The sequence below is a fragment of the Nocardia seriolae NBRC 15557 genome, from assembly GCF_007990715.1.
Lineage (GTDB): Bacteria > Actinomycetota > Actinomycetes > Mycobacteriales > Mycobacteriaceae > Nocardia > Nocardia seriolae.
In genome coordinates, this window is sequence record NZ_BJWY01000080.1 from 1 (window position 1) to 19079 (window position 19079).

General features: G+C 69.4%; 16 protein-coding genes and 2 pseudogenes. 2 read left to right on the forward strand and 16 right to left on the reverse strand.

Annotated elements, in window-relative coordinates; translation table 11 throughout:
- The first annotated feature begins 13 nt into the window (after nt 1–13).
- The gene (locus NS2_RS22730; protein WP_033089389.1) at nt 14–2587 is read left to right on the forward strand and encodes a LuxR C-terminal-related transcriptional regulator; all 2574 of its coding nucleotides are present in this window, start codon (nt 14–16) and stop codon (nt 2585–2587) included.
- 8 nt (nt 2588–2595) lie between these two features.
- Here NS2_RS22730 and NS2_RS22735 read toward each other — a convergent pair whose 3' ends face one another.
- Nucleotides 2596–3546 carry a hotdog family protein gene (locus tag NS2_RS22735; RefSeq protein ID WP_261772305.1) on the reverse strand — a complete coding sequence of 317 codons (951 nt, stop codon included), beginning with the start codon at nt 3544–3546 and terminating at the stop codon, nt 2596–2598.
- Between the two features lie 129 nt (nt 3547–3675).
- Between NS2_RS22735 and NS2_RS22740 the strand changes: the two genes are divergently transcribed.
- A complete protein-coding gene (locus NS2_RS22740; protein ID WP_033089391.1) occupies nt 3676–4833 on the forward strand; it encodes an acyl-CoA dehydrogenase family protein in 1158 nt (385 codons plus the stop codon).
- A gap of 169 nt (nt 4834–5002) precedes the next feature.
- Here NS2_RS22740 and NS2_RS22745 read toward each other — a convergent pair whose 3' ends face one another.
- The 15 genes and pseudogenes from NS2_RS22745 to NS2_RS22815 form a co-directional block, all read right to left on the reverse strand.
- Entirely contained in the window at nt 5003–6313 is a 1311-nt protein-coding gene (locus tag NS2_RS22745) for a phytoene desaturase family protein (RefSeq protein ID WP_033089392.1), read from the reverse strand.
- A 15-nt stretch (nt 6314–6328) separates the two neighbouring features.
- Nucleotides 6329–6794: pseudogene (locus NS2_RS22750) on the reverse strand (SDR family oxidoreductase); the annotation flags it as partial.
- Between the two features lie 52 nt (nt 6795–6846).
- Complete coding sequence (locus tag NS2_RS38490) at nt 6847–7452, reverse strand: acyl-CoA dehydrogenase family protein (protein ID WP_370737307.1); 606 nt, start codon at nt 7450–7452, stop codon at nt 6847–6849.
- 19 nt (nt 7453–7471) lie between these two features.
- Nucleotides 7472–8005: pseudogene (locus NS2_RS38495) on the reverse strand (acyl-CoA dehydrogenase family protein); the annotation flags it as partial.
- Nucleotides 8006–8007: 2 nt separating this feature from the next.
- Nucleotides 8008–8811 (reverse strand): enoyl-CoA hydratase/isomerase family protein, encoded by an 804-nt coding sequence (locus NS2_RS22760; RefSeq protein WP_147207281.1) that lies wholly within the window; start codon nt 8809–8811, stop codon nt 8008–8010.
- A 76-nt stretch (nt 8812–8887) separates the two neighbouring features.
- Nucleotides 8888–10081 carry an acetyl-CoA acetyltransferase gene (locus NS2_RS22765; RefSeq protein ID WP_033089393.1) on the reverse strand — a complete coding sequence of 398 codons (1194 nt, stop codon included), beginning with the start codon at nt 10079–10081 and terminating at the stop codon, nt 8888–8890.
- Nucleotides 10078–11598, reverse strand: a complete 1521-nt coding sequence (locus NS2_RS22770; protein ID WP_033089394.1) for an OB-fold domain-containing protein — start codon at nt 11596–11598, stop codon at nt 10078–10080. The genes NS2_RS22765 and NS2_RS22770 overlap by 4 nt, the downstream gene beginning before the upstream one ends.
- A complete protein-coding gene (locus NS2_RS22780) occupies nt 11595–12791 on the reverse strand; it encodes an acetyl-CoA C-acetyltransferase (RefSeq protein ID WP_033089395.1) in 1197 nt (398 codons plus the stop codon). The genes NS2_RS22770 and NS2_RS22780 overlap by 4 nt, the downstream gene beginning before the upstream one ends.
- 19 nt (nt 12792–12810) lie before the next feature.
- Nucleotides 12811–14058 carry an acetyl-CoA hydrolase/transferase family protein gene (locus NS2_RS22785; RefSeq protein WP_036547410.1) on the reverse strand — a complete coding sequence of 416 codons (1248 nt, stop codon included), beginning with the start codon at nt 14056–14058 and terminating at the stop codon, nt 12811–12813.
- Nucleotides 14055–14270, reverse strand: a complete 216-nt coding sequence (locus tag NS2_RS22790; protein WP_155239444.1) for a hypothetical protein — start codon at nt 14268–14270, stop codon at nt 14055–14057. Before NS2_RS22790 ends, NS2_RS22785 begins: the two co-directional genes overlap by 4 nt.
- Before the next feature lie 7 nt (nt 14271–14277).
- Entirely contained in the window at nt 14278–14763 is a 486-nt protein-coding gene (locus NS2_RS22795) for an aromatic-ring-hydroxylating dioxygenase subunit beta (RefSeq protein WP_033089397.1), read from the reverse strand.
- Entirely contained in the window at nt 14763–16037 is a 1275-nt protein-coding gene (locus NS2_RS22800; RefSeq protein ID WP_036547407.1) for an aromatic ring-hydroxylating oxygenase subunit alpha, read from the reverse strand. Before NS2_RS22800 ends, NS2_RS22795 begins: the two co-directional genes overlap by 1 nt.
- Complete coding sequence (locus NS2_RS22805) at nt 16034–17338, reverse strand: AMP-binding protein (RefSeq protein WP_033089410.1); 1305 nt, start codon at nt 17336–17338, stop codon at nt 16034–16036. Before NS2_RS22805 ends, NS2_RS22800 begins: the two co-directional genes overlap by 4 nt.
- A 121-nt stretch (nt 17339–17459) precedes the next feature.
- Nucleotides 17460–18245, reverse strand: coding sequence for an enoyl-CoA hydratase/isomerase family protein (locus NS2_RS22810; protein ID WP_033089399.1), 786 nt, complete (start codon nt 18243–18245; stop codon nt 17460–17462).
- Nucleotides 18246–18261: 16 nt separating this feature from the next.
- On the reverse strand, nt 18262–19029 hold the full coding sequence (locus tag NS2_RS22815; protein WP_425575541.1) for an enoyl-CoA hydratase/isomerase family protein: 768 nt from the start codon (nt 19027–19029) through the stop codon (nt 18262–18264).
- Between the last annotated feature and the right edge of the window lie 50 nt (nt 19030–19079).

The following is a 19079-nucleotide window of genomic DNA, read 5'->3' on the forward strand; positions in this document are numbered from 1 at the left end:
GGAGGAAGATCCCATGGATTATTCATTCGATTCGAATACGGCGCGTGCCGCGACGGTCGAATCACCGGCCGCCGCGGCACTTCCGGAATTGGGTTTCGAACCCGTCGCCCGACCCGAACTGTGTGTCCGGCTCGACGCCGCGATGACCGGTCCGGGCGGGCAGGTCATCGCGATTTCCGCACCCGCGGGCACGGGTAAGACGGCACTGGTGCTGGACTGGGCCACACGGCATCTGGCGCGCTCGCGGCCGGACACCGAAATCGCCTGGCTCACCGTCGGCGCCGGGGGAACAACCGGTGATGAGATCAATATCACGGTCGCGCAATCGGTTTCACGCTCAGCGGAATCGGGGCGGGCGCTGGTGCTCGTTATCGACAATGCGCACTTGATCAGCGATCCGGCAGCAATCGGCGATTTGGAGGACTTTCTGGCCACCGCGCCGGCCCACGTGACCACCGTGTTGTCGGCGCGCCACGACCTGCCGCTGCGGTGGCACATCCTCGAGCTGCCCGGTCGGCTGACCCGTTTGCACGCAACGGATCTGGCCTTCACCGGCACCCGCGCCGGGCAGCTGACGCGCCGCCACGGCTGCGCGCTGAGCGAGGCGGAACTGACCACCGTGCTGCGCCTGACCCGGGGCTGGGCGGCGCTGCTGCGCCTGGCCGCGGTCCATGTGACCACGCACCCGGATCGGGCGGCGGCGCTCACCGAGCTCGAATGCCCGCCGCAACCCCTGGCCGATTTCCTCGCCGACGAGGTGGTCGCGGCCCTGCCGGGGGCGCTGCGTGAATCCGCGACCGCGCTCGGCGTGCCCGAGTCGTTCACCCACGCACTGGCGGCCCGGCTCACCGGCGCGACCCCCGATCCGATCACCGAACTGACCCGGCTCGAATTCCCCATGACCGCAACGGCTCGTGACGACGAGGTCTGGTACACCCTGCACCCGCTGCTGCGCGCCCACCTGCTGGCCAGCCTGCGCCGCGGCGGCGATACCCGGCTGCACGCCCTGCATCACGCCGCGGCGAGCTGGTATCTGGCCACGGACCGGCCGATGGCGGCGCTGCCGCATCTGGTTCGGGCGCCGGATGCGGAACTGCTGTCTCGGTTCCTGCGCGAGAACGCCGTGCGGCTGGTCCTCGATCGGCACGGCACGTCGCTGTTCGAGCAACTGCGGCAGTGCCGTTCGCGGGCGCTCGACGATCCTTTTCTAGGGGCGCTGCGGGTACTGGACGCCCTCGAACGCGATGACGCGGGCAAGGCGATCGTGTGCCTGGATCTGCTGTTCCGCCAGCCGCGCCGGTCCGGGCAGATCGTGCCGGCGGGCTCGATCGCGCCGCTGACCCTGGCGGCCTCGGCCGGGATCGCCCGTGCCACCGGCATCGGGCTCAGCGACTTCCGCCCGCCCGCGCCGTTCCCGGAATCCGGCCACCCCGATATCGACGGGTACGCCGTCGGGGAGCTCGGCATGGCGCTGCTGGCCCGCGGCGACTACGACGAGGGCGAGCAGCTGCTCAATCGCGCGGCGGCGCTGTCGGATTGCGCGGCCATCCCCCGCCTGCGGGTGCGGGCGGCGACCCGGCTGGCCCTGGCGGCCGGGATCCGCGACGAGCTCGGGCCGATGCGGCGGCAGGCGGAGCTGGCCGTCGCCCTGGCCGATCGGCACGGGCTGGCCGATTCACCCGACGGCCGCCGGGCGCTGGCGGCGGCGGCCTTCACCGCGTATCTGCGCGGGGCCGGGACCGAGGACGCCAGGATCACCAGGTTCCTTGCCGCCCAACGGCTTCCGGATCCGACGACCGGGCTGCCCAGCGGCCGGGTCACCGATGTCATCGCCCAGCTGCTGGCCTTCGACGACAGCGAGGACGCCTACACCGGGGCCGAGGCGCTGCGGCGCAGTGCGGTGGTGCTGCTGCGCGGCCCGGCCTCGCTGCCCGCGCTCAGCGGCCGGTTGCTCCCGCACATCGTGCGCGTGCTCATCGATGTGCGGGCCACGAATTCGGTTCGGCTGCTGACCGATCAGGCCGAGGCGGTGCTGGGGCACAGTGCCGACACCGTACTGGCCCGGGCCCTGGCAGTACTGCCGGAGCGGCCGCGGGCCGCGCGCGGGCTGATCGCGCCGCTGCTGGTGGATGTCGAGGCGGCGCGGCCCCTGGAAACGGTGACGGCCCTGGTGGTCGACGGGGTGGCGCAGGCCGCGCTGGGTCAGCCGGGCGCGGCCCGCGACACCCTCGAACGCGCGCTGCTGGCCGCGGCTCCCGATCAGCTGGTGCGGCCGTTCCTGGACGTGCCGGGCGCGGGCACGCTGCTCGACGCCCATATCGGAACCCTCGGCCAGCACAATGAATTCGCCGAGCGCATCCGCCGCCATCCGCGGCTGCGCCGGAAATCCGCGCAGCCCAGGCTGACTCCGGCCGAGCTGACGGTGCTCAACCAGCTGCCTTCGGGCCGGACCGCCGCACAGATCGCCGATGTCCTCGGCGTGTCGGTGAATACGGTGAAGACCCACCTGCGCGGCATCTACGCCAAGTTCGGCACCGGCACCCGCGCCGACGCGATGGAACTGGCGCGCCGCAGCGGAATGCTCTGAGCACGGGGCTATCGATACAGTGCGGCGAATCTCCAGTCCAAGACCGGACAGCGTCGGTCCTCGCGCTCGGCCGTGACGAGGGCACGCAGGTCGAGCAGCGCGGCATCTCCTGCGGGGGTGACATTTTCGATGGTCAGGTTGGTGCGCAGGGTGTCGGATTCGTAGACAGGCGCGGTGTGGTCGCAGCTGTACCAGGCGGGAATGGTGACGAGGCCGGGGAGATCCCGGGTGATCTGGGCCAGGGACAGCGCGATGGTGTGGCCGCCGTAGACGAGGCGGCGGCCGCCTCCAGCCGTCGAATCGTGGTGGACGGCGGCGATATTCAGGGTCAGGCGGGCGCGTTCGGGGGCGCTGGAGACGACGTCGCCGCCTTCGATGTCCCAGGACAGTCCCGGACGCAGATCCTTTCGGTGCGGCGTCCGGGATTCGGGGAATTCGGCGAGTCGCCAGTCCGCGTACATCGCCGCGAGCGCTGCGGCATCCGTCGGCGCGCCGATGTTCGTCAGATCATCGTCACGGCCGGTTTCGCCCGCGGGGTCGCGTAGCGGCAGCATCGCGCAGCGATGGAAATCCAGGACGGTGCGGCCGGTCTGGTCCACGGTGACGATGTGCAGCGCGGCCGCGCCGGTGGCCGGACGACCCGGCTTGGCCGAATTCTGGCGGAGCCCGACCACCGTGGTCGTGGTGTGCAGGGTATCGCCCAGGACGGGTGCGTGCCGGAAAGCCAGCCCCCGGTAGAAGAGGTTCGCCTTGACCCGGCGGGTGGCCAGGGTGGATTGGCCGATGGCGGTGTTCCACACCAGCGCCGGGTGGGCGAGCGGCGCGCGGCCGGTGACGCGGGCGGACAGCTCGGCGTCGAGGGGCAGGCGCAGGCGGTCGCCGACGATCGACTGGTGGACGGCGGCGTGGCCCGCAGTCAGGGCGAGCGCCGGCGCGTCGGCGAATGTCGTACCGATCACGAGGTCCTCGAAGTACGGACCACAGCTCACGAAACTCACGGGCGACCTTTCATCCGATGCCGATTCTAATCTATATTAAACTAAATGATGGGGTGTGAGAGGTCCACCCCCGGGGAACGAGGGAGCGTCGTGAGCCAGCTGTCGGCAGAGGAGAAGTTCATCGTCCGGACCGTCCGGGACTTCGTCGACCGCGAGGTGCGGCCGGTCGTGCAGGAGCTCGAGCACGGCAATGTCTATCCGGAGACCTTGATCGAGCAGATGAAGAAGCTCGGCATCTACGGTCTGGCGATCCCCGAGTCCTACGGCGGCACCGCGGTTTCCATGCCGTGCTATGTGGGGGTGACCGAGGAGCTCGCGCGCGGGTGGATGAGCCTGGCGGGGGCGATGGGCGGGCACACCGTGGTGTCGAAGCTGATTCTCGCGTTCGGCACCGAGGCGCAGCGGGCCCGCTACCTGCCCAAGATGGCGACCGGCGAGATCCGCGCCACCATGGCGCTCACCGAACCCGGCGGCGGTTCCGACCTCCAGGCCATGACCACCGTGGCGGTACGTGACGACGACGGCTACACCGTCAACGGTTCGAAGATGTGGATCAGCAATGCCCGGCATTCGAAACTCATCGCGCTGCTGTGCAAGACCGACCCGAAGGCCACGCCCCGGCATCGCGGCGTCAGCATCCTGCTGGTGGAACACGGTCCGGGCCTGACGGTTTCGCGGGATCTGCCGAAGCTCGGCTACAAGGGCGTGGAGAGCTGCGAGCTCGCCTTCGAGGGCTATCGCGCGCCGCTGGATGCCGTCCTCGGCGGCGCGGAGGGGCACGGCTTCGCGCAGATGATGAAGGGCCTGGAAACCGGTCGCATCCAGGTCGCCTCGCGCGCACTGGGTGTCGCGCAGGCCGCCTTCGACGACGCCCTGCGCTACGCCCAGCAGCGGGAGAGCTTCGGGCAGCCGCTCTGGAAGCACCAGGCCGTCGGCCACTACCTCGCGAACATGGCCACCAAGCTCTCGGCCGCTCGCGCGCTGGTGTTGAACGCCGCCGACCGCTTCGACACCGGCATGCGCTGCGACATGGAGGCGGGCATGGCCAAGCTGTACGCCTCCGAGGTGGCGATGGAGATCGCCCTGGACGCCATCCGAATCCACGGCGGCAACGGCTATTCCACCGAATACGACGTCGAGCGCTACTTCCGCGACGCCCCGCTGATGATCGTCGGCGAGGGCACCAACGAGATCCAGCGCAATGTGATCGCCGGCCAGCTGATCGCCCGCGGCGGCCTCGACTACTGATCTCCGAAGGTGGCCGCCGCGGCGGCGGCCACAACGGCAACGGCCCCCGCGTCCGTGGGTAACGGTCGCGGGGGCGGATGCCGTGGGTCTCGGGCGCACAGCTGTACGGACCGCGGCGGCGATGGATCGCCGCCGCGCCGTCGGGGCAGCGCGCGTGCGCGTCGGCCCGTTACGCGTCGGTGTGCACCGGGTATTCGTCGCGGATCCGGTCGACGACGAGTTTGGCGTTCTCCGCGCAGGCGGTGGTGCCGCCGTTGGCGTATTCCTTCACCGAGTCGCCCACGTTCCACAGGTTCGGGATCGGGGTGGTTTGGGGCAGGTCGAAGCCCGCGACGGCACGCTGGGGCGGCCAGCCGTCGCGGGTGACGGCGATCGAGAGGATGCGGGCGGTGTCGAAACCGGGGACTTCGTCGCGCAGATCCTGGAGCAGCAGTCGGGTTTCGGCGTCCGCGTCGAAGTCGCCGACGGCGGGCTTGGGTACGGCGGTGCCCTGATACAGATGCCAGCCGTCGGGAGCCGTCTCGGGGCAGGTGGCCGTGAAGTTGGCGATGTAGCAGAGCCGCCGGGTCTTGGCGAAACTGGTCAGGCCGGGGGCGGTGACCAGCGGGGTGCGGCTGGCGAAGTTGACCGAGATCATGGCGCAGGGGCGGTTGGCCGCATCGACGCGGGCGACGTAGTCGGCGGGTAGGTTGTCGCGCCCGACCAGTCCTGCGGTGTCGTAGGTGCCGATATCGCTGACGGTGAAACGGCTGGTGACATCAATGGTTTCGTCGCCGCGTCGCACGGTGGCCCCGGTGACCCGCCCGTCGGCGAGGTGCAGCGCGGTGACCTCGCTGTCGAGCCACACCGCGCCGCCGTTGCGGGTGACGACCTCGGCGAGGGCCTGCCAGACGCCGACGGTGCCGTCCGGGCAGAAGCCGAAGGTCTTGAACGCGCTCTTGCGGGTGAAGTAGGTGAGGAACACCCGTGCGGGCAGCTCCTCGGAGCCGACGGCGAACACCGAGCCCGCCATATTGCGGAAGATGCCGTGCACGGCTTCGTTCGTGGTGTACTTGGCCACCCAATCGGCCAGGGACAGTTCGTGTTCGGGCAGCCCGGTGTCATTGCGGGCCGCGCCCAGGCCCTGCACCAGCTTCGCGCCCTGCCGGGTCAGCTTGGACAGCAGGAAGCCCCAGCCGCCGCCGGTGACATCGACGTCCTTGCCGCCGATGCGGTACAGGATCGGCGGTTCGGCCTTGCGGACATCGAATTTCGCGCCGACCTCGTCGAAGGTCTCCTCGGTGAGGCCGCCGAGCTCGATGACGATGGCACCGTTGTTGACCTTGAAGCCGTCGATGTCGTCGGTGGAGGCGCGCCCGCCCACCTTGTCCAGCCGTTCCACCACCAGGGTCCGGTAGCCCAGGTGCGAGAGCCGCGCGGCGGCGCACAGTCCGCCCGCGCCCGCACCGATCACCAGTGCGTCCCAATTGTTTTCGGTCATTGCGATACCTCGTTTTCAGCCGAGCGGGTTCGCGCCGGGCTCCGCGCCCGACATGTCGGTGATCCGGTCCCACTGCGCGGCGACCTCGTCGATGGACGGCGGCGCGACGAACACCGCGCCCTTGTTCTGGAACTGCCGCACCCGGTACACCCGACCGCCACCGGCCACGAGAACCGTTGCGGTGTCGGCACATTCATCGCTCATGAGGTAGCCGACGACACCGGCCACATACGCGGGCGGCAGCTTGTCGAGCATCTCCCTGGGCGCGATGTCCTCGGTCATGCGGGTGGCCGCCAGCGGCGCGATCGACGTAGTAGCCGCCCCACAGGTGGACCCGCTGCACGGCTTCCCAGTTGTCGGCGGTCATCTTCGCGAAGGACCCGTCGCGCAGGATGCCCGCATTGTGGATGACGCCGTGCACGGTGCCGAAGGCGTCGACGGCCGTCCGGATCAGCCCGGCCGCACCGGCTTCGGTGACGACGATGACGCGATCGGTTACGCCCGGCATGATTCTCCTTGCCCCGGTGGATGTTTCAGTACGAGTTGGGCAGCCCGAGCACGGTCTGCGCGACGAAGTTGAGGACCATTTCGCGGCTCACCGGCGCGGTGCGCATGAGCCGGGCCACGAACCAGAGCTCGGCCAGGCCGTATTCCTTGGCCAGACCGTTGCCGCCGTGGGTCTGGATGGCCTGGTCGAGGGCCTTCAGGGAGGCTTCGGCCGCAGCGTATTTGGCGATGTTCGCCGAGGCCGCCGCATTGCCGCCGGCATCGAAGGTCTGGGCGGCCTGGTAGGTGGCCAGGCGGGCGAGCTCGACGGACATGTGGCAGTCGGCCAGGGGATGCGAAATGCCCTGGTGCGCACCGATGGGCACCGACCAGACCTGGCGCTCCTTGGCATAGCGCACGGCCTTGTCGATGGCGTAGCGGCCGATGCCGGAGCTGATGGCGGCGGCCAGAATCCGCTCCGGATTCAACCCCGCGAACACCTGCCGCAGCCCGTTGCCGTGCTCGCCGGTCAGCGCGTCCGCGCCGACCCGCACCTGGTCGAAGAACAGCGTGAATTGGTGATCCGGTGAGACCACGGCGGTGTCGAGGGGCTGGCGGGTGACGCCCGGGGTGTCGATCGGCACCACGAACATCGACAGCTTGTTGCGCGCACCGCCACCGAGGTCGCCCGCGCGCGATGACCAGCAGCGCGTCGGCCTCGTCGGCGGCGGAGATGAAGTACTTGCCGCCCGAGATCAGCCAGTCCTCGCCATCGCGGCGCGCGGTGGTCTTGACCGCGTGGCTGTTGGATCCCGAATCCGGTTCGGTGAGGCAGAACGCCATCTTCACGGTGCCCGCGGCGATGCCCGGCAGCCAGCGCTGTCTCATCTCGGGCGAGCCGTGGGCGGCGAGGATGGATCCGCAGATGGCGGGCGAGATCACCGTCAGCAGCAGCGGAATACCGTGCGCGGCAAGCTCTTCGATGACCACGGCGAGTTCGGACAGGCCCGCACCGCCGCCCCCGTATTCCTCGGGAAGGTGCACCCCGAGCATGCCGGACGCGCCGAGTTCGGCCCACAGTTCGTCGACCTTGTCCCCCGCCCGGGACTTCTCCAGGAAGTAGTTCGCCCCGTATTTGTCGGCGATCTTGGCGACGCTGTCGCGCAGCAGCGCGCGCTCGGCGGTGTCGTTGACGAGTCCCTGCACGGTTACTTTCCTGCGAAGGTCGGGCGGCGCTTGGCGAGGAAGCTCGCGATGGCCGCGGGTGCGTCGGCGCTCGCGCCGGTGCGGCGCAGCGCGTCGGTCTCGGCCGAGAGCTGCTCGGCGAGGGTGGAGCGGTCGGATTCGCGCAGCAGCCGGCGGATCTCGCCGAAGGCGCGGGTGGGCCCGGCGGCCAGGCGGCGCACGGTGTTCTCGGCCTCCTCCGCCAGCGCTTCGGGCGTGACGACCCGGTTGACCAGCCCCCATTCGGCGGCGGTGGCGGCGAGGATGACGCGGTCCTCGAGGTACATCTCGGTGGCGCGCCGCAGGCCGATCAGCCGGGGCAGGAACCAGGAGGTGCCGCAGTCGCCGGAGATGCCGATCTTCCCGAACCCGGTGGCGAATTTGGTGCCCTCGGCGGCGATCACGATGTCGGCGATGTAGAGCAACCCGAGCCCGCCCCCGGCGCAGGCTCCGTGCACCGCGGTGACGATGGGGATGTCCAGGCGCGAGAACAGCCGCAGCGCCTCGTGGTCCGGGATGGCCATCCGGGTCAGCGTGTCGGCCATCTCGTCGGGCGTGGCCTCGTTGAAGGCGGTGATGTCCCCGCCGACGCTGAAGGTCGGCCCGTTGCCGGTGATGAGCAGTGCGCGCAGCCCCGGATGGTTGGCCACCACCGTGGCGATCTCCAGGATGACGTCGCCGTACTCCTGGTTCATGGCATTGCCGATGTGCGGCCGGTTCAAGCGGATGTACGCGATGTCGTCCTTGACGTCGTATTCGACGACGGGCCCGTTCGCCTGGATTGCCACCGGCTCACCTCCATTCGAATTTAATGTAAATTAAATATTGGCAGCCGGTCAAGGAGCCCGTGATCCGACCGGCGGCTCAGCCGAGGGTTCGGCCCACCACGGTCATGGCCGAAACGCAGGCTCCGGGGCGGCCGCCGAGATTGTGCGTCACCGCGATTCGCGGGTCGGGCAGCTGCCGCCGCCCCGCCGCCCCGCGCAATTGCAGCCAGCATTCGTAGAGCATGCGCAGGCCGCTCGCGCCGACCGGGTGGCCGAAGGATTTCAGGCCGCCGTCGATATTGACCGGCAGGCGGCCGTCCGAGTCGAAATCGCCTGCGACACTGTCCCTCCAGGCATTGCCCGGGTCGCTGAAGCCCAGGTCCTCCATGAGCACCAGTTCGGTGGGGGTGAAGCAGTCGTGCACCTCGGCGAAGGAGATCTCCCGGCGCGGATCGGTGATTCCGGCCTGGGCGTAGGCATCCCGGGCATTGCGCACCACCTCGGGGAAGGTGGTGAAGTCGTAGCGCGGGTCCACCGCGCCGAGGCCGGGGCTGCCCGCCAGCGACACCGCTTTCACGTACATGGGGGTGTCGGTGTAGTCGCGGGCGTGCTCGGCGGGGACGATGACTGCGCAGGCCGCGCCGTCGGAGACGCCCGAGCAGTCGAACACCCCGAGCCGCCCGGCCACCAGCGGGGCCGACTCGATCTTCTCCCGTGACACCTCGGATCGGAACTGTGCCTTGGGATTCCGCGCACCGTTGCGGTGGTTCTTCCACGCCACCTGCGTCATGGCGGCCCGCATGGCCGCCGGGTCCACGCCGTAGCGCGCGCAGTAGGCCGGGTCCAGCATGGAGAACGCGGCGGGGGCGGTGACTGCGAGTTCGGCGGCGGTGCCGTCGCCGGGCGGGTCGCCGCGCAGCAGACCGGAGAACCCCGAGTCCTTGAGCTTCTCGACGCCGGTGGCCACCACCATGTCATATGCGCCGGAGGCGACCGCGTAGCAGGCGTTGCGGAAGGATTCCGTGCCGCTGGCGCAGTAGTTCTCGACCCGGGTGACCGGTGTGTAGTCCGCGCCGAGCGCCTTGCTCACCAGTAGCCCGCTCTGGGTGCTGGCCAGGGTGCCCAGCCAGTAGGCGTCCACCGCCGACCGATCCAGTCGCGGATTGCCGCTGAAACTTTCGCCGACCGCGTCGATGAGCAGATCCTCGGCGGATCGATCCCAGTGCTCACCGAAGCCGGTGCAGCCCATGCCCACCACGGCCACCCGGTCGCGAATGCCCTTGCTCATCATAGCAATACGGCCTTCCAGAAGTAGTTGTGCACCCCGCCTGCGGTGTACAGCCGCCGGAACACCGGCCGCACCCGGCTGCCCACCGCCAGCCGGCCCGCGCCGCCATCGGAGATCTCGAGCAGGTAGCGCCCGCCGCCGTCGAAGTCGACCACGGCCGCGACCACCGGCGGCGCGGGCGAATACGCCAGCCGGTTCACGGTGAAAGTCGCGACGGTGCCGCTCACATCGGCCCGGGGCGCGGCCGTCATGGCGTCGATCGCACCGCAGTTCTTGCACACGCGCACCGGCGGCAGATGCGTGAAACCACAGTCGGTACAGCGACTTCCGATGAATCCGAACTTCCATGCGGCGGCCCGTGCCGATGGCGGGGCGGCGGGCCGATCGGGCTCGGGCCGCCGGGGCGGTTCCCGGTCGAGCACTCCGCGCCAGGTGAGGTAGGTGGCGTAGGAGACCTCGGTGCCGCCCGCCAGCTGCTCGGCCACCGGCACCGCCTGACGCCGCTCGTCGATGCGCTCGGTGGTGCGCAGCAACACGGCATCGCACCCGTCGGCGGCCGACAGCACCAAAATGCTCTCATCCGATCCAGCGGTGTCGAGCACACCGGCCAGCGCCAGCCCCAGATCCGCCGCACCGCTATGACCGATCGGCGATCCGGTCGTGGATTTCCGCCCCGGCCAGCGCTTTCCGGCTGCCTTCACCACACCGGCGTTGGGCGACACCACCACCACGTGATCGACATCATCGACCCCTGCACGTGCCAGCACCGAGTCCCGTGCACGCCCGATCAGCGGCACATACTGGTCGAGCCCGAACCGCACCTCCCACTGATTCCCGGCAACCGCACCGGGTTCCCGCCACCGATCGAGAAACTCCGCACTGACACTGGCCTCGGCCACGATCACGGCGAGCGCCTCGGCACCCGGCCCGAACACGAACGCCGCCGCCCCATCTCCCCCGCCCCGCTCATCCGCCGACCCGGGCCACCCCACCCGCACATCCGCGAGCACGGCCATTCCCTCCCCCGCCGCCGCGGCCCGCCACGCGGCCACCCCACTGCGCGCCGATCCGGCCATATCCGCCGCGAACACATCCTCGGCCAACCCCAATGCCGCATGCACGGCAGTCGCATTCGACTTGTCCGCATACGCCGGTGTCGTCGTCGCGAAATACAGTGCCCGCACACACGACGCCGTCCCGCGCCCCGCCGGTAGATCATCACCGCCACCGAAATCCGGTGCGCCCGCCGACCAGCCGACGGGCGGCGCTCCTGCGACGATTCCGTCTCCCGCCTGCCCCCGACCGGTTTTCGCGCCGGCCGGGTGGCTGGCGGCGGCACCGCCTCCGCGTCGAAGTGCGGCTGCCGCGGCGGCTACGGCCAGGGTGGTGCTGTCTTCGTCGTAGCTCGCGACCACGCGGAACCCCTTGCCCGCCTTGGCACCGAGGGTTGTCCCCAGGTCGGCGAGGTCGAGGCGGTGGGCGGGGAGGTGGGTGGCGTAGGTGAGGATGCCGGTGGTCATGCGGCCTCGAAGATGGCTGCCAGGCCCTGGCCGCCGCCTATGCACATGGTTTCGAGGGCGTAGCGGCCGGTGCGGCGGTGAAGTTCGTGGAGCACGGTGGTGAGGATGCGGACGCCGGTGGCGGCGATGGGGTGGCCCAGGGAGATGCCGGAGCCGTTGGCATTGAGGCGGGTGTGGTCGTCGAAGCCCCAGGCTTTCAGGACGGCCAGGACCTGGGTGGCGAAGGCTTCGTTCAGTTCGATCAGGCTCATCTCGTCGAAGGTGAGGCCGGTGCGGGCGAAGAGTTTGGCGACGGCGGGGACCGGGCCGATGCCCATGCGGGAGGGTTCGCAGCCGGCGGCCGCCCAGTCGTGCAGGAAACCCAGTGGGGTGAGGCCGAGTTCGACGAGTTTGTCCTCGGCGACCACCAGGCAGGCCGCGGCGGCGTCGTTCTGCTGGCTGGAATTGCCCGCGGTGACGGTGCCGCCGGGCTGGATGACGCGCAGTTTCGACAGGGCTTCGGGGGTGGAGTCGGGGCGGATGCCCTCGTCGCGGGTGAACAGCAGCGGTTCGCCGCGTCGCCGAGGCACCTCGACGGGGATCACTTCGTCGGCGAAACGGCCGGATTCCCATGCGACAGCGGCTCGCCGGTGGCTGCGGGCCGCGTATTCGTCGGCGGCCTCGCGGGTGATGCCATAGTCGGCGGCCAGGTTCTCGGCGGTTTCGATCATGCCGGTGATCCGGCCGAACCGCCATTCCGGTTGGGAGCGTTCACGTCCCCGGTCGAGGCGGTCGTAGAAGACGGTATTGCCCGCGCGGGCGCCCCAGCGCATGTCGCGGGTGTAGTACTCGATATTGCTCATCGATTCCACGCCGCCCGCGATGACCACGTCGGCCGCGCCGGTCTGCACCATCATGGCGGCGGTGATCACGGCCTGGAGTCCGCCGCCGCAGCGCCGATCGAGCTGGAAGCCGGGCAGTTCCACCGGCAGTCCGGCCTCCAAGGCGGCCCAGCGCCCGATGCAGGGAGCTTCGGAGTTGGCATAGGACTGTGCCATGGCGACGTCGTCGATCCGGGCTGGATCGATGCCGGTGCGTGCGACAACGGCTTTCAGCACGGTGGCGGCCAGCTCCGCGGCCGGAACCGGGCGCAGCGCGCCGCCGAAGGCCCCGACCGGTGTGCGCAGCGGACTGACTATCGCGGCGCGTCTCATAGGAATTCCTCTCTGACTTTCACAGCACGCCCTCTGCGAGGTGCGCCCGATGGTCCGGATGCGCGAGCTCGATCATGCGGCGGCGGCGTTGCGACAGCGGCAGGCCGCGCAGGTCGGCGATGCCGTATTCGGTGACGAAGATTCCGGCGTCGGCGCGTGCGGTGCTGACCGGGCCCGACAGTTCGGTGACGATGCGGGAGCGGATCCCGGCGGTGGCGGGCAGCGCGACGATCGGCAGCCCGCCGGTCGAATGTGCTGCCGCGCGCAGGAATTCGGCCGCACCGCCCACCGCGCCGACATAGATTCCGCTCGCGATCTCCGCGTTCACCTGGCCGGTGAGATCCACTTCGATGGCGGAATTGATTGCGGTGAAGCGGTTCTGTACCGCCAGAACCTCCGAGTCGTGGGTGTAGGAGGCGGGCCGCAGTTCGATGGCGCGGCTGTCGCGAGCGATTCGGAACAGGCGTTCGGTGCCGATGAGCATGGCGCCCACCGCGATCCCCCGATCCGTGTGCTTGTCCGTGCCGGTGACCGCGCCGCATACGATCAGGTCCGCGGCGGCATCACTCACCAGACCGGAGTGGATGCCCAGGCGACGCCGGTCCTTCAGCTGCCGCAACACCAGTTCCGGTAGCGCCCCGATCCCGAATTGCAGGGTGGCCCCGTCCTCGATGAGCCCGGCCACCCGCGCGGCGATCCGCGCCGTCACCTCATCCTCCGCCTGGGCGGGTGCCTGCACCGGCGGCAGTGAGGTCTCGACGATGACGTCGATATCCGCGCCGGTGAGATACCGGGATCCCGGTGTGGCGGGCACCTGATCGTTGACTTCGGCGATGACCACGCGCGCGGAATCGATAGCGGCGCTCAGGTAGTCGTCGGCCAGGCCGAGACTGTAGCGACCGTCGCCGAGCGGGGCGCACTGCACCAGCACGGCGTCGGCGCGCATCGGACCGCGCGAGAGCAGCCACGGCAGGGTGGAGTAATGCCCCGGATAGATCTCCAGCACACCGGCTTTCGCCAGGGCCCGATTCGCGCCGGTGCCGCAGTAGGAGGTCAGACGCAGATGATCGGCGTGTTCGGGACCGACGGTGCCCGCGAACTGGATGCCCAGAAAGCAGTGCAGGGGGCCGAGGTCGGCGCGCTGCGCCACCACCGCCCGCACCAGCGTGACCGGTTCGGCGCTGGCCTGACCCCAGACGACGGTGTCCCCCGTGCGCAGGTACGCCCGCAGGTCGAGATCGTCGGCCGGGATGTGTTGCGGTGTCATCGTTCTCGCCAGCGGTCGGCCGAGGGGTCGAGCAGTCGCTCGAGCCGCCCGTCGGCGAGCCACACGATGGTTTCGAGTTCGAGCGCGTCCAAAAATCGCACGCGTCCGGTGCGCAGGTCCTCGAGGCGCAGGCGCGGACCGTTCGCGGTGTCGTCCACACGCACCGAGACCTGGGCGAATTCGCTGTGCACCACCGCTTCCGGGTTGTTCATCCGCGCCTCAGATCAGGAAGCCGAGGGTGGGTATGGCCTCGGCGCTGTTGACCAGCAGGACCGTCTTGCGGGCCAGCTTCAGTTCGCCTTGCTCCCAGCGGATCACGTAGGTGACCCGTCCGGCCCAGGTCTCGATGCCGCGCGGTTTCGATTCGTAGAGAACGAAATTCGCGCCGACGGTGGTCTCGTCGCCGTCCGTGCCGAGGATCTCGACATTGGAGATGGTCCGGCGCAGGTTCGACGGCGGCGACTGCGCGTACCGTTTCCCGGTGCGCAACTGCTGCAATCGCGTGGAGATGCGGCGGCGATTGTCGTAGATGACCGAGACGTGCCGGTCCGGGTCGTGTACGCCGCCGTCGACGGGAACCCAGTAGACGGCGTCGTCCGTCCACAGCGCTTCCCACGCGACGTAGTCGTGTTCGTCCGCGTAGCGGGCCTCGCGGTAGATGAACTGGGCGACGGTGTCCAGGCTCAGGTCGGTCAGGCTGCCCATCACGCCTCCATCAGGGTCTTGTAGTGCTGCCAGAAGGCACGCACGGCGGTTTCGTCGGTGGCCCCGCCGATGCGGAAACCGTTGTCGTCCACCGATTCCCGGTGCACGCCGCGTCGGATGTCGAGCCATTCGGGCAGCAATTGGGCGACGCCGACCTGGTTGCGCTCGTACATCTCGGTGTCGTCGGCCAGCAGCATGCCCGCCGGTCCGACCGAGCCGATGGACTGCGAGAGCATCCGCCGGTTGAGTTCGTTCGCGCCGTCGAGCTGGACGGAGGTGGCGAACTGGACGCATTCGGTGGCCGAGATCGGCTGGATGTTGAACACCTGGATCTCGGCGATGAACAGGTTCGGGAAGATCATGACATGCGGTGCGCCCTCGATGAGGATCTGTTCGGCCGCCTCGCCGTGGACCTCCCGCATTTTCGCCACGTATTCGGGTACCAGCTCGGCGGTGGTGCCGAACCAGCGCATGGGCTCGGCGAATTTGCGGAATTCCGGGCGCAGGTCGTTCTCGCTGTGCCCGTTGCCGAGGGCGCGGGTGACGGCGGTGGAGGCGTCGCTGTAGAGCGGGCCGATGGTGGAGCCGGTCACCGTGAAGATGGAGCCGTGCACGAACTGCGGGTGGTAGCCATCGGTTTCGTTCTCGGCGAGGAGTTTCCAGTTGGCGTGGGTGCGATGCCGCAGCCAGCCGTTATCCAGGCGCACCTTGCCGGTCGGGGAAAGCCGTGCCAGCCGGTCGATCTCTCCGGCGGCCGCGCCGAGATGCTCGAGCAGCGGCGGCACGTCGGCATTGAAGCTGGCGAAGACGAAGCCGTGGTAGCTGTCCACGCGCGGGACCACGCCCAGGCCGAGGTCGAGGGCGCCCTTGCCGCCGTAGCCCTTGTTGAACGGATAGCCCAGCAGCTCACCGGTATTGCGGTAGGTCCAGCCGTGATACGGGCAGCGGAAAGAACTGGAGTTGCCACTGGGCGCGTCACAGACCAGGCTGCCGCGGTGCGCGCACCGGTTGGTGACGAGGTGGATGTCGCCGCCGCGATCGCGGGTCAGGATGACGTCCTGCGGCCCGATGTTCTTGCGCACGTAGTCGTTCGGCTGCGGCACCTCGGATTCGTGGCCGACGAAGACCCAGCCGCCGTACCAGATGCGCTCGAGTTCGTCGGCGAACACGGCCGGGTCGACGTAGAGCGATCCGTGCACCCGCTCGGGCTGGATCAGCCGCGAATAGTCCACGCGCGGTGCTTGTTTCGAGTGCGGCTCTGCGGTAGCCGTCATGCTTGCCGCTCCAATCGTTGCTTGGCGTAGTCCACGAGGCGGAATTTCCGCACCTTGCCCGTGGGTGTGGTGGGCAGCTCGTCCGCGGTGAGGAATACGACGTGCTTGGGAACCTTGAATCGGGCCAGGTTCGTCTTGCAGATCTCGATCACCTGCGCGGCGGTGATGCCGGAGCCGGGTGCGCGCACCACGCACGCGCAGCCCGCGTCGCCCCAGCGTTCGTCGGGCAGCCCGACCAGGTAGGCCTGGCTGATCTCGGGTCGCGCGGTGGGCAGTTCCTCGATCTCCTTGGGCATCACCAGTTCTCCGCCGCTCTTGTAGAGCTCCTTGGCGCAGCCGGTGACCTCGAGGTAGCCGTCGGAAGACAGGTCGTAGTCATGGCGTTTCGGGTGTTCCAGCAGTGCGATGGTCATGGTGGGCACGCACAGGATGTCGGTGGCCCGGTGCCGTTCGATGCCGGACAGGTAGCCCTCGGGGCTGAAGGTGGGCTGCGGGATGACCGCGCCGCCGACGATGGTGGCGGCGATGATGCCCTCCACGTACCCGAACATGTGGTAGCAGGGCAGGGAGAAGAGGATGCGGCGGCCGTCGGCGAAGGCCCGGGTGAGCGCGGAGGCGAATCCGGTGCGCAGCACGGCATCGTGGGTGACCATGACGCCCTTGGGCGCGCCGGTGGTGCCGGAGGTGTAGAGGATGTCCCCGACGGCCGCCGGATCGGTCTCGATCCCGGCCGTCGCGCCGCTGTGCCGTTCGCCGAGGCTCGCGAGCTCGTCCACGGTCAGCACTCCGGGACGTTCGCGGCCGTCGGTGTCGAGCTGGATCACGGTGTGCAGCAGTGGCAGTCGCCTGTCCTCGCGCCGGATTTCCGCCCAGCCCGGGGCGATCTCGTCGAGCATGCCCAGATGGTCCAGGCCCGCGAATCCGGTCATGGTGATGAGCACCCGGCATTCGGATTGGGCCAGCACATAGGCCAATTCGTCGGCCCGGTAGAGGTAGTTCAGCGGCACCGCGACCGCACCCGCCTTGGCGATGGCGAATTTGAGCGGCACGAACTCCGCGAAGTTGGCCAGCAGCAGACCGACCTGGTCACCGGGGCGCACGCCCAGCGTAACGAGCCCGTCGGCCAATGCTGTTGCCCGCTCGGCGGTTTCGGCATAGGTGAAGGTCTGCTCGTCGGTGATGACCAGCGGCCGGTCGCCGTAGCGGGCGGCGCGGTCGTCGAGCCACTGTCCCAGGGTGTGTGGGGTCCACTCGCCGAAGGTGTCGAGCAGTTCGGTGCGCCGGGCGGCGATATCGGCCATGTCGCTCACCGGATCTCGTCGAAGGTGCCCGCGGTGATGGCCTCGATCGCCGGGCCGGTAAGCCCCGCTGAGAGTTGATGTTTCGGCGCTTGCCATGGGTGATTCGGCGTCCATGGGATTCCTATCGACCGTGGAATTGCGGGAGCCGGCGCTCGTGGAACGCCGCGACACCTTCGGCGAAGTCCTCGGTGTCGAAGAGCCGGACCTGCGCGTCGACCTCGTGATCGAGCATGCGGACCGGATCGCAGGGCCAGCGGCCCAGATTCGTCTCGAGTTCCCCCAGCGCCAACGGCGCGAGCGCGGCGATCCGCTCGGCGTCGGCGATCGCGCATTCCAGTGCGGTCCCGGGCGGGACCACCGCGTCGGCCATCCCCAGCTCGAATGCCGCACTGCCGCTGACCTTTCGCGGCAGCAGCATGAGCTGTTTGGCGCGCGCCGGACCCACCCGCGCGGGCAGTGAGGCGAAGATCCCCATGTCCCCGGCCAATCCGACACCGGTGAAGGCCGTGGAGAAGACCGCGTCCTCGGCGCTGATCACCCGGTCACAGGCCAGGGCAAGTGACACGCCCGCACCGAACGCCAACCCCTCCACGGCGGCCAACACCGGCTTCGGCCCTTCCCAGATGGCCCGCACAACCCGTTGTGCCGCTTGGGCTCTGGGCCTGCTGGCCGCCTCCGCCATCCGCTCCATCGTGGAAATGTCGCCACCCGCGCAGAACGCCTTGCCCGCCCCGGTCACCACGATCACCCGTACCCCCGGATCGGCCATGGCCGCCTCCAGTCGCTCGGCGAGTGCGACCCGCAGCGGTATGTCGATGGCGTTTCGCCGCTCTGGCCGATTCAAGGTGATGATCCGGACCGGCCCGCGATCCTCGGCGAGCACGACGTCGGGCTCCGGTTTCGTCATATCGTTTTCCGCCCCATCACTTTCCGACGAACCGAGGAGCACGGTGTTCCAGTACGGCGACCAGTCCTTCGAGGGAGTCCTGGGTGCCCGAGAGTTCGGCGACCGTGCGCGCCTCCTCGGCCAGCCGCTCCGGCACGCTCGCGCCGACACCGCCCCACACCAGTCGCTTCACCGCGGCAACGGCTTTGGGGGCCATGTCCGTGAATTGCCGTGCATAGGTGAGGGCTTCGGCTTCGAGGGCGTCATCAGGGACGACTTTGGTGAGCAGGCCCAGATCGAGGGCTTCCGCCGCCGTGAGGGTGGGGTTGGTGAGCAGGATCTCCATGGCCTTGCGGAGGCCGACCAGTTGGGTGAGGGTCACCGACACCCCGGCGTCGGGGGCCATGCCGACGCGGACCGCGCCGGACATGAAGCGGTCCGATTCGGCGGCGATCACGAAGTCCGAGGCGCAGACCAGGCCGAATCCCCCACCGCCCGCGGCGAATCCGTGGACGGCCGAGATCACCGGCACCTGGAGTTCCAGCAGCGCCGAGATCGCGATCTGTAACCAGGAGGTCGCCTCGCGCAGGTAGTCGGGCAGGGCTTCGCCTTTGGCGGCGAACACTCGGATATCGCCTCCGGCGCAGAAGTTCTTGCCCTCGCCGGTGATGAGCACGGCGCGGACGGCCGGGTCGCCGTGGCAGGTCATGACCGTCGCGTGCAGGGCGCGCAGGAACGGCACATCCATGCCGTTGGATGCGTCGGGGCGGTTGAGCCGGATGCGGGCCACCCCGCCCGGGATCATCTCCAGCAGCACCGGATCCGTCTCGGCGCTCCCCTGCGCGGCCCGGCCGT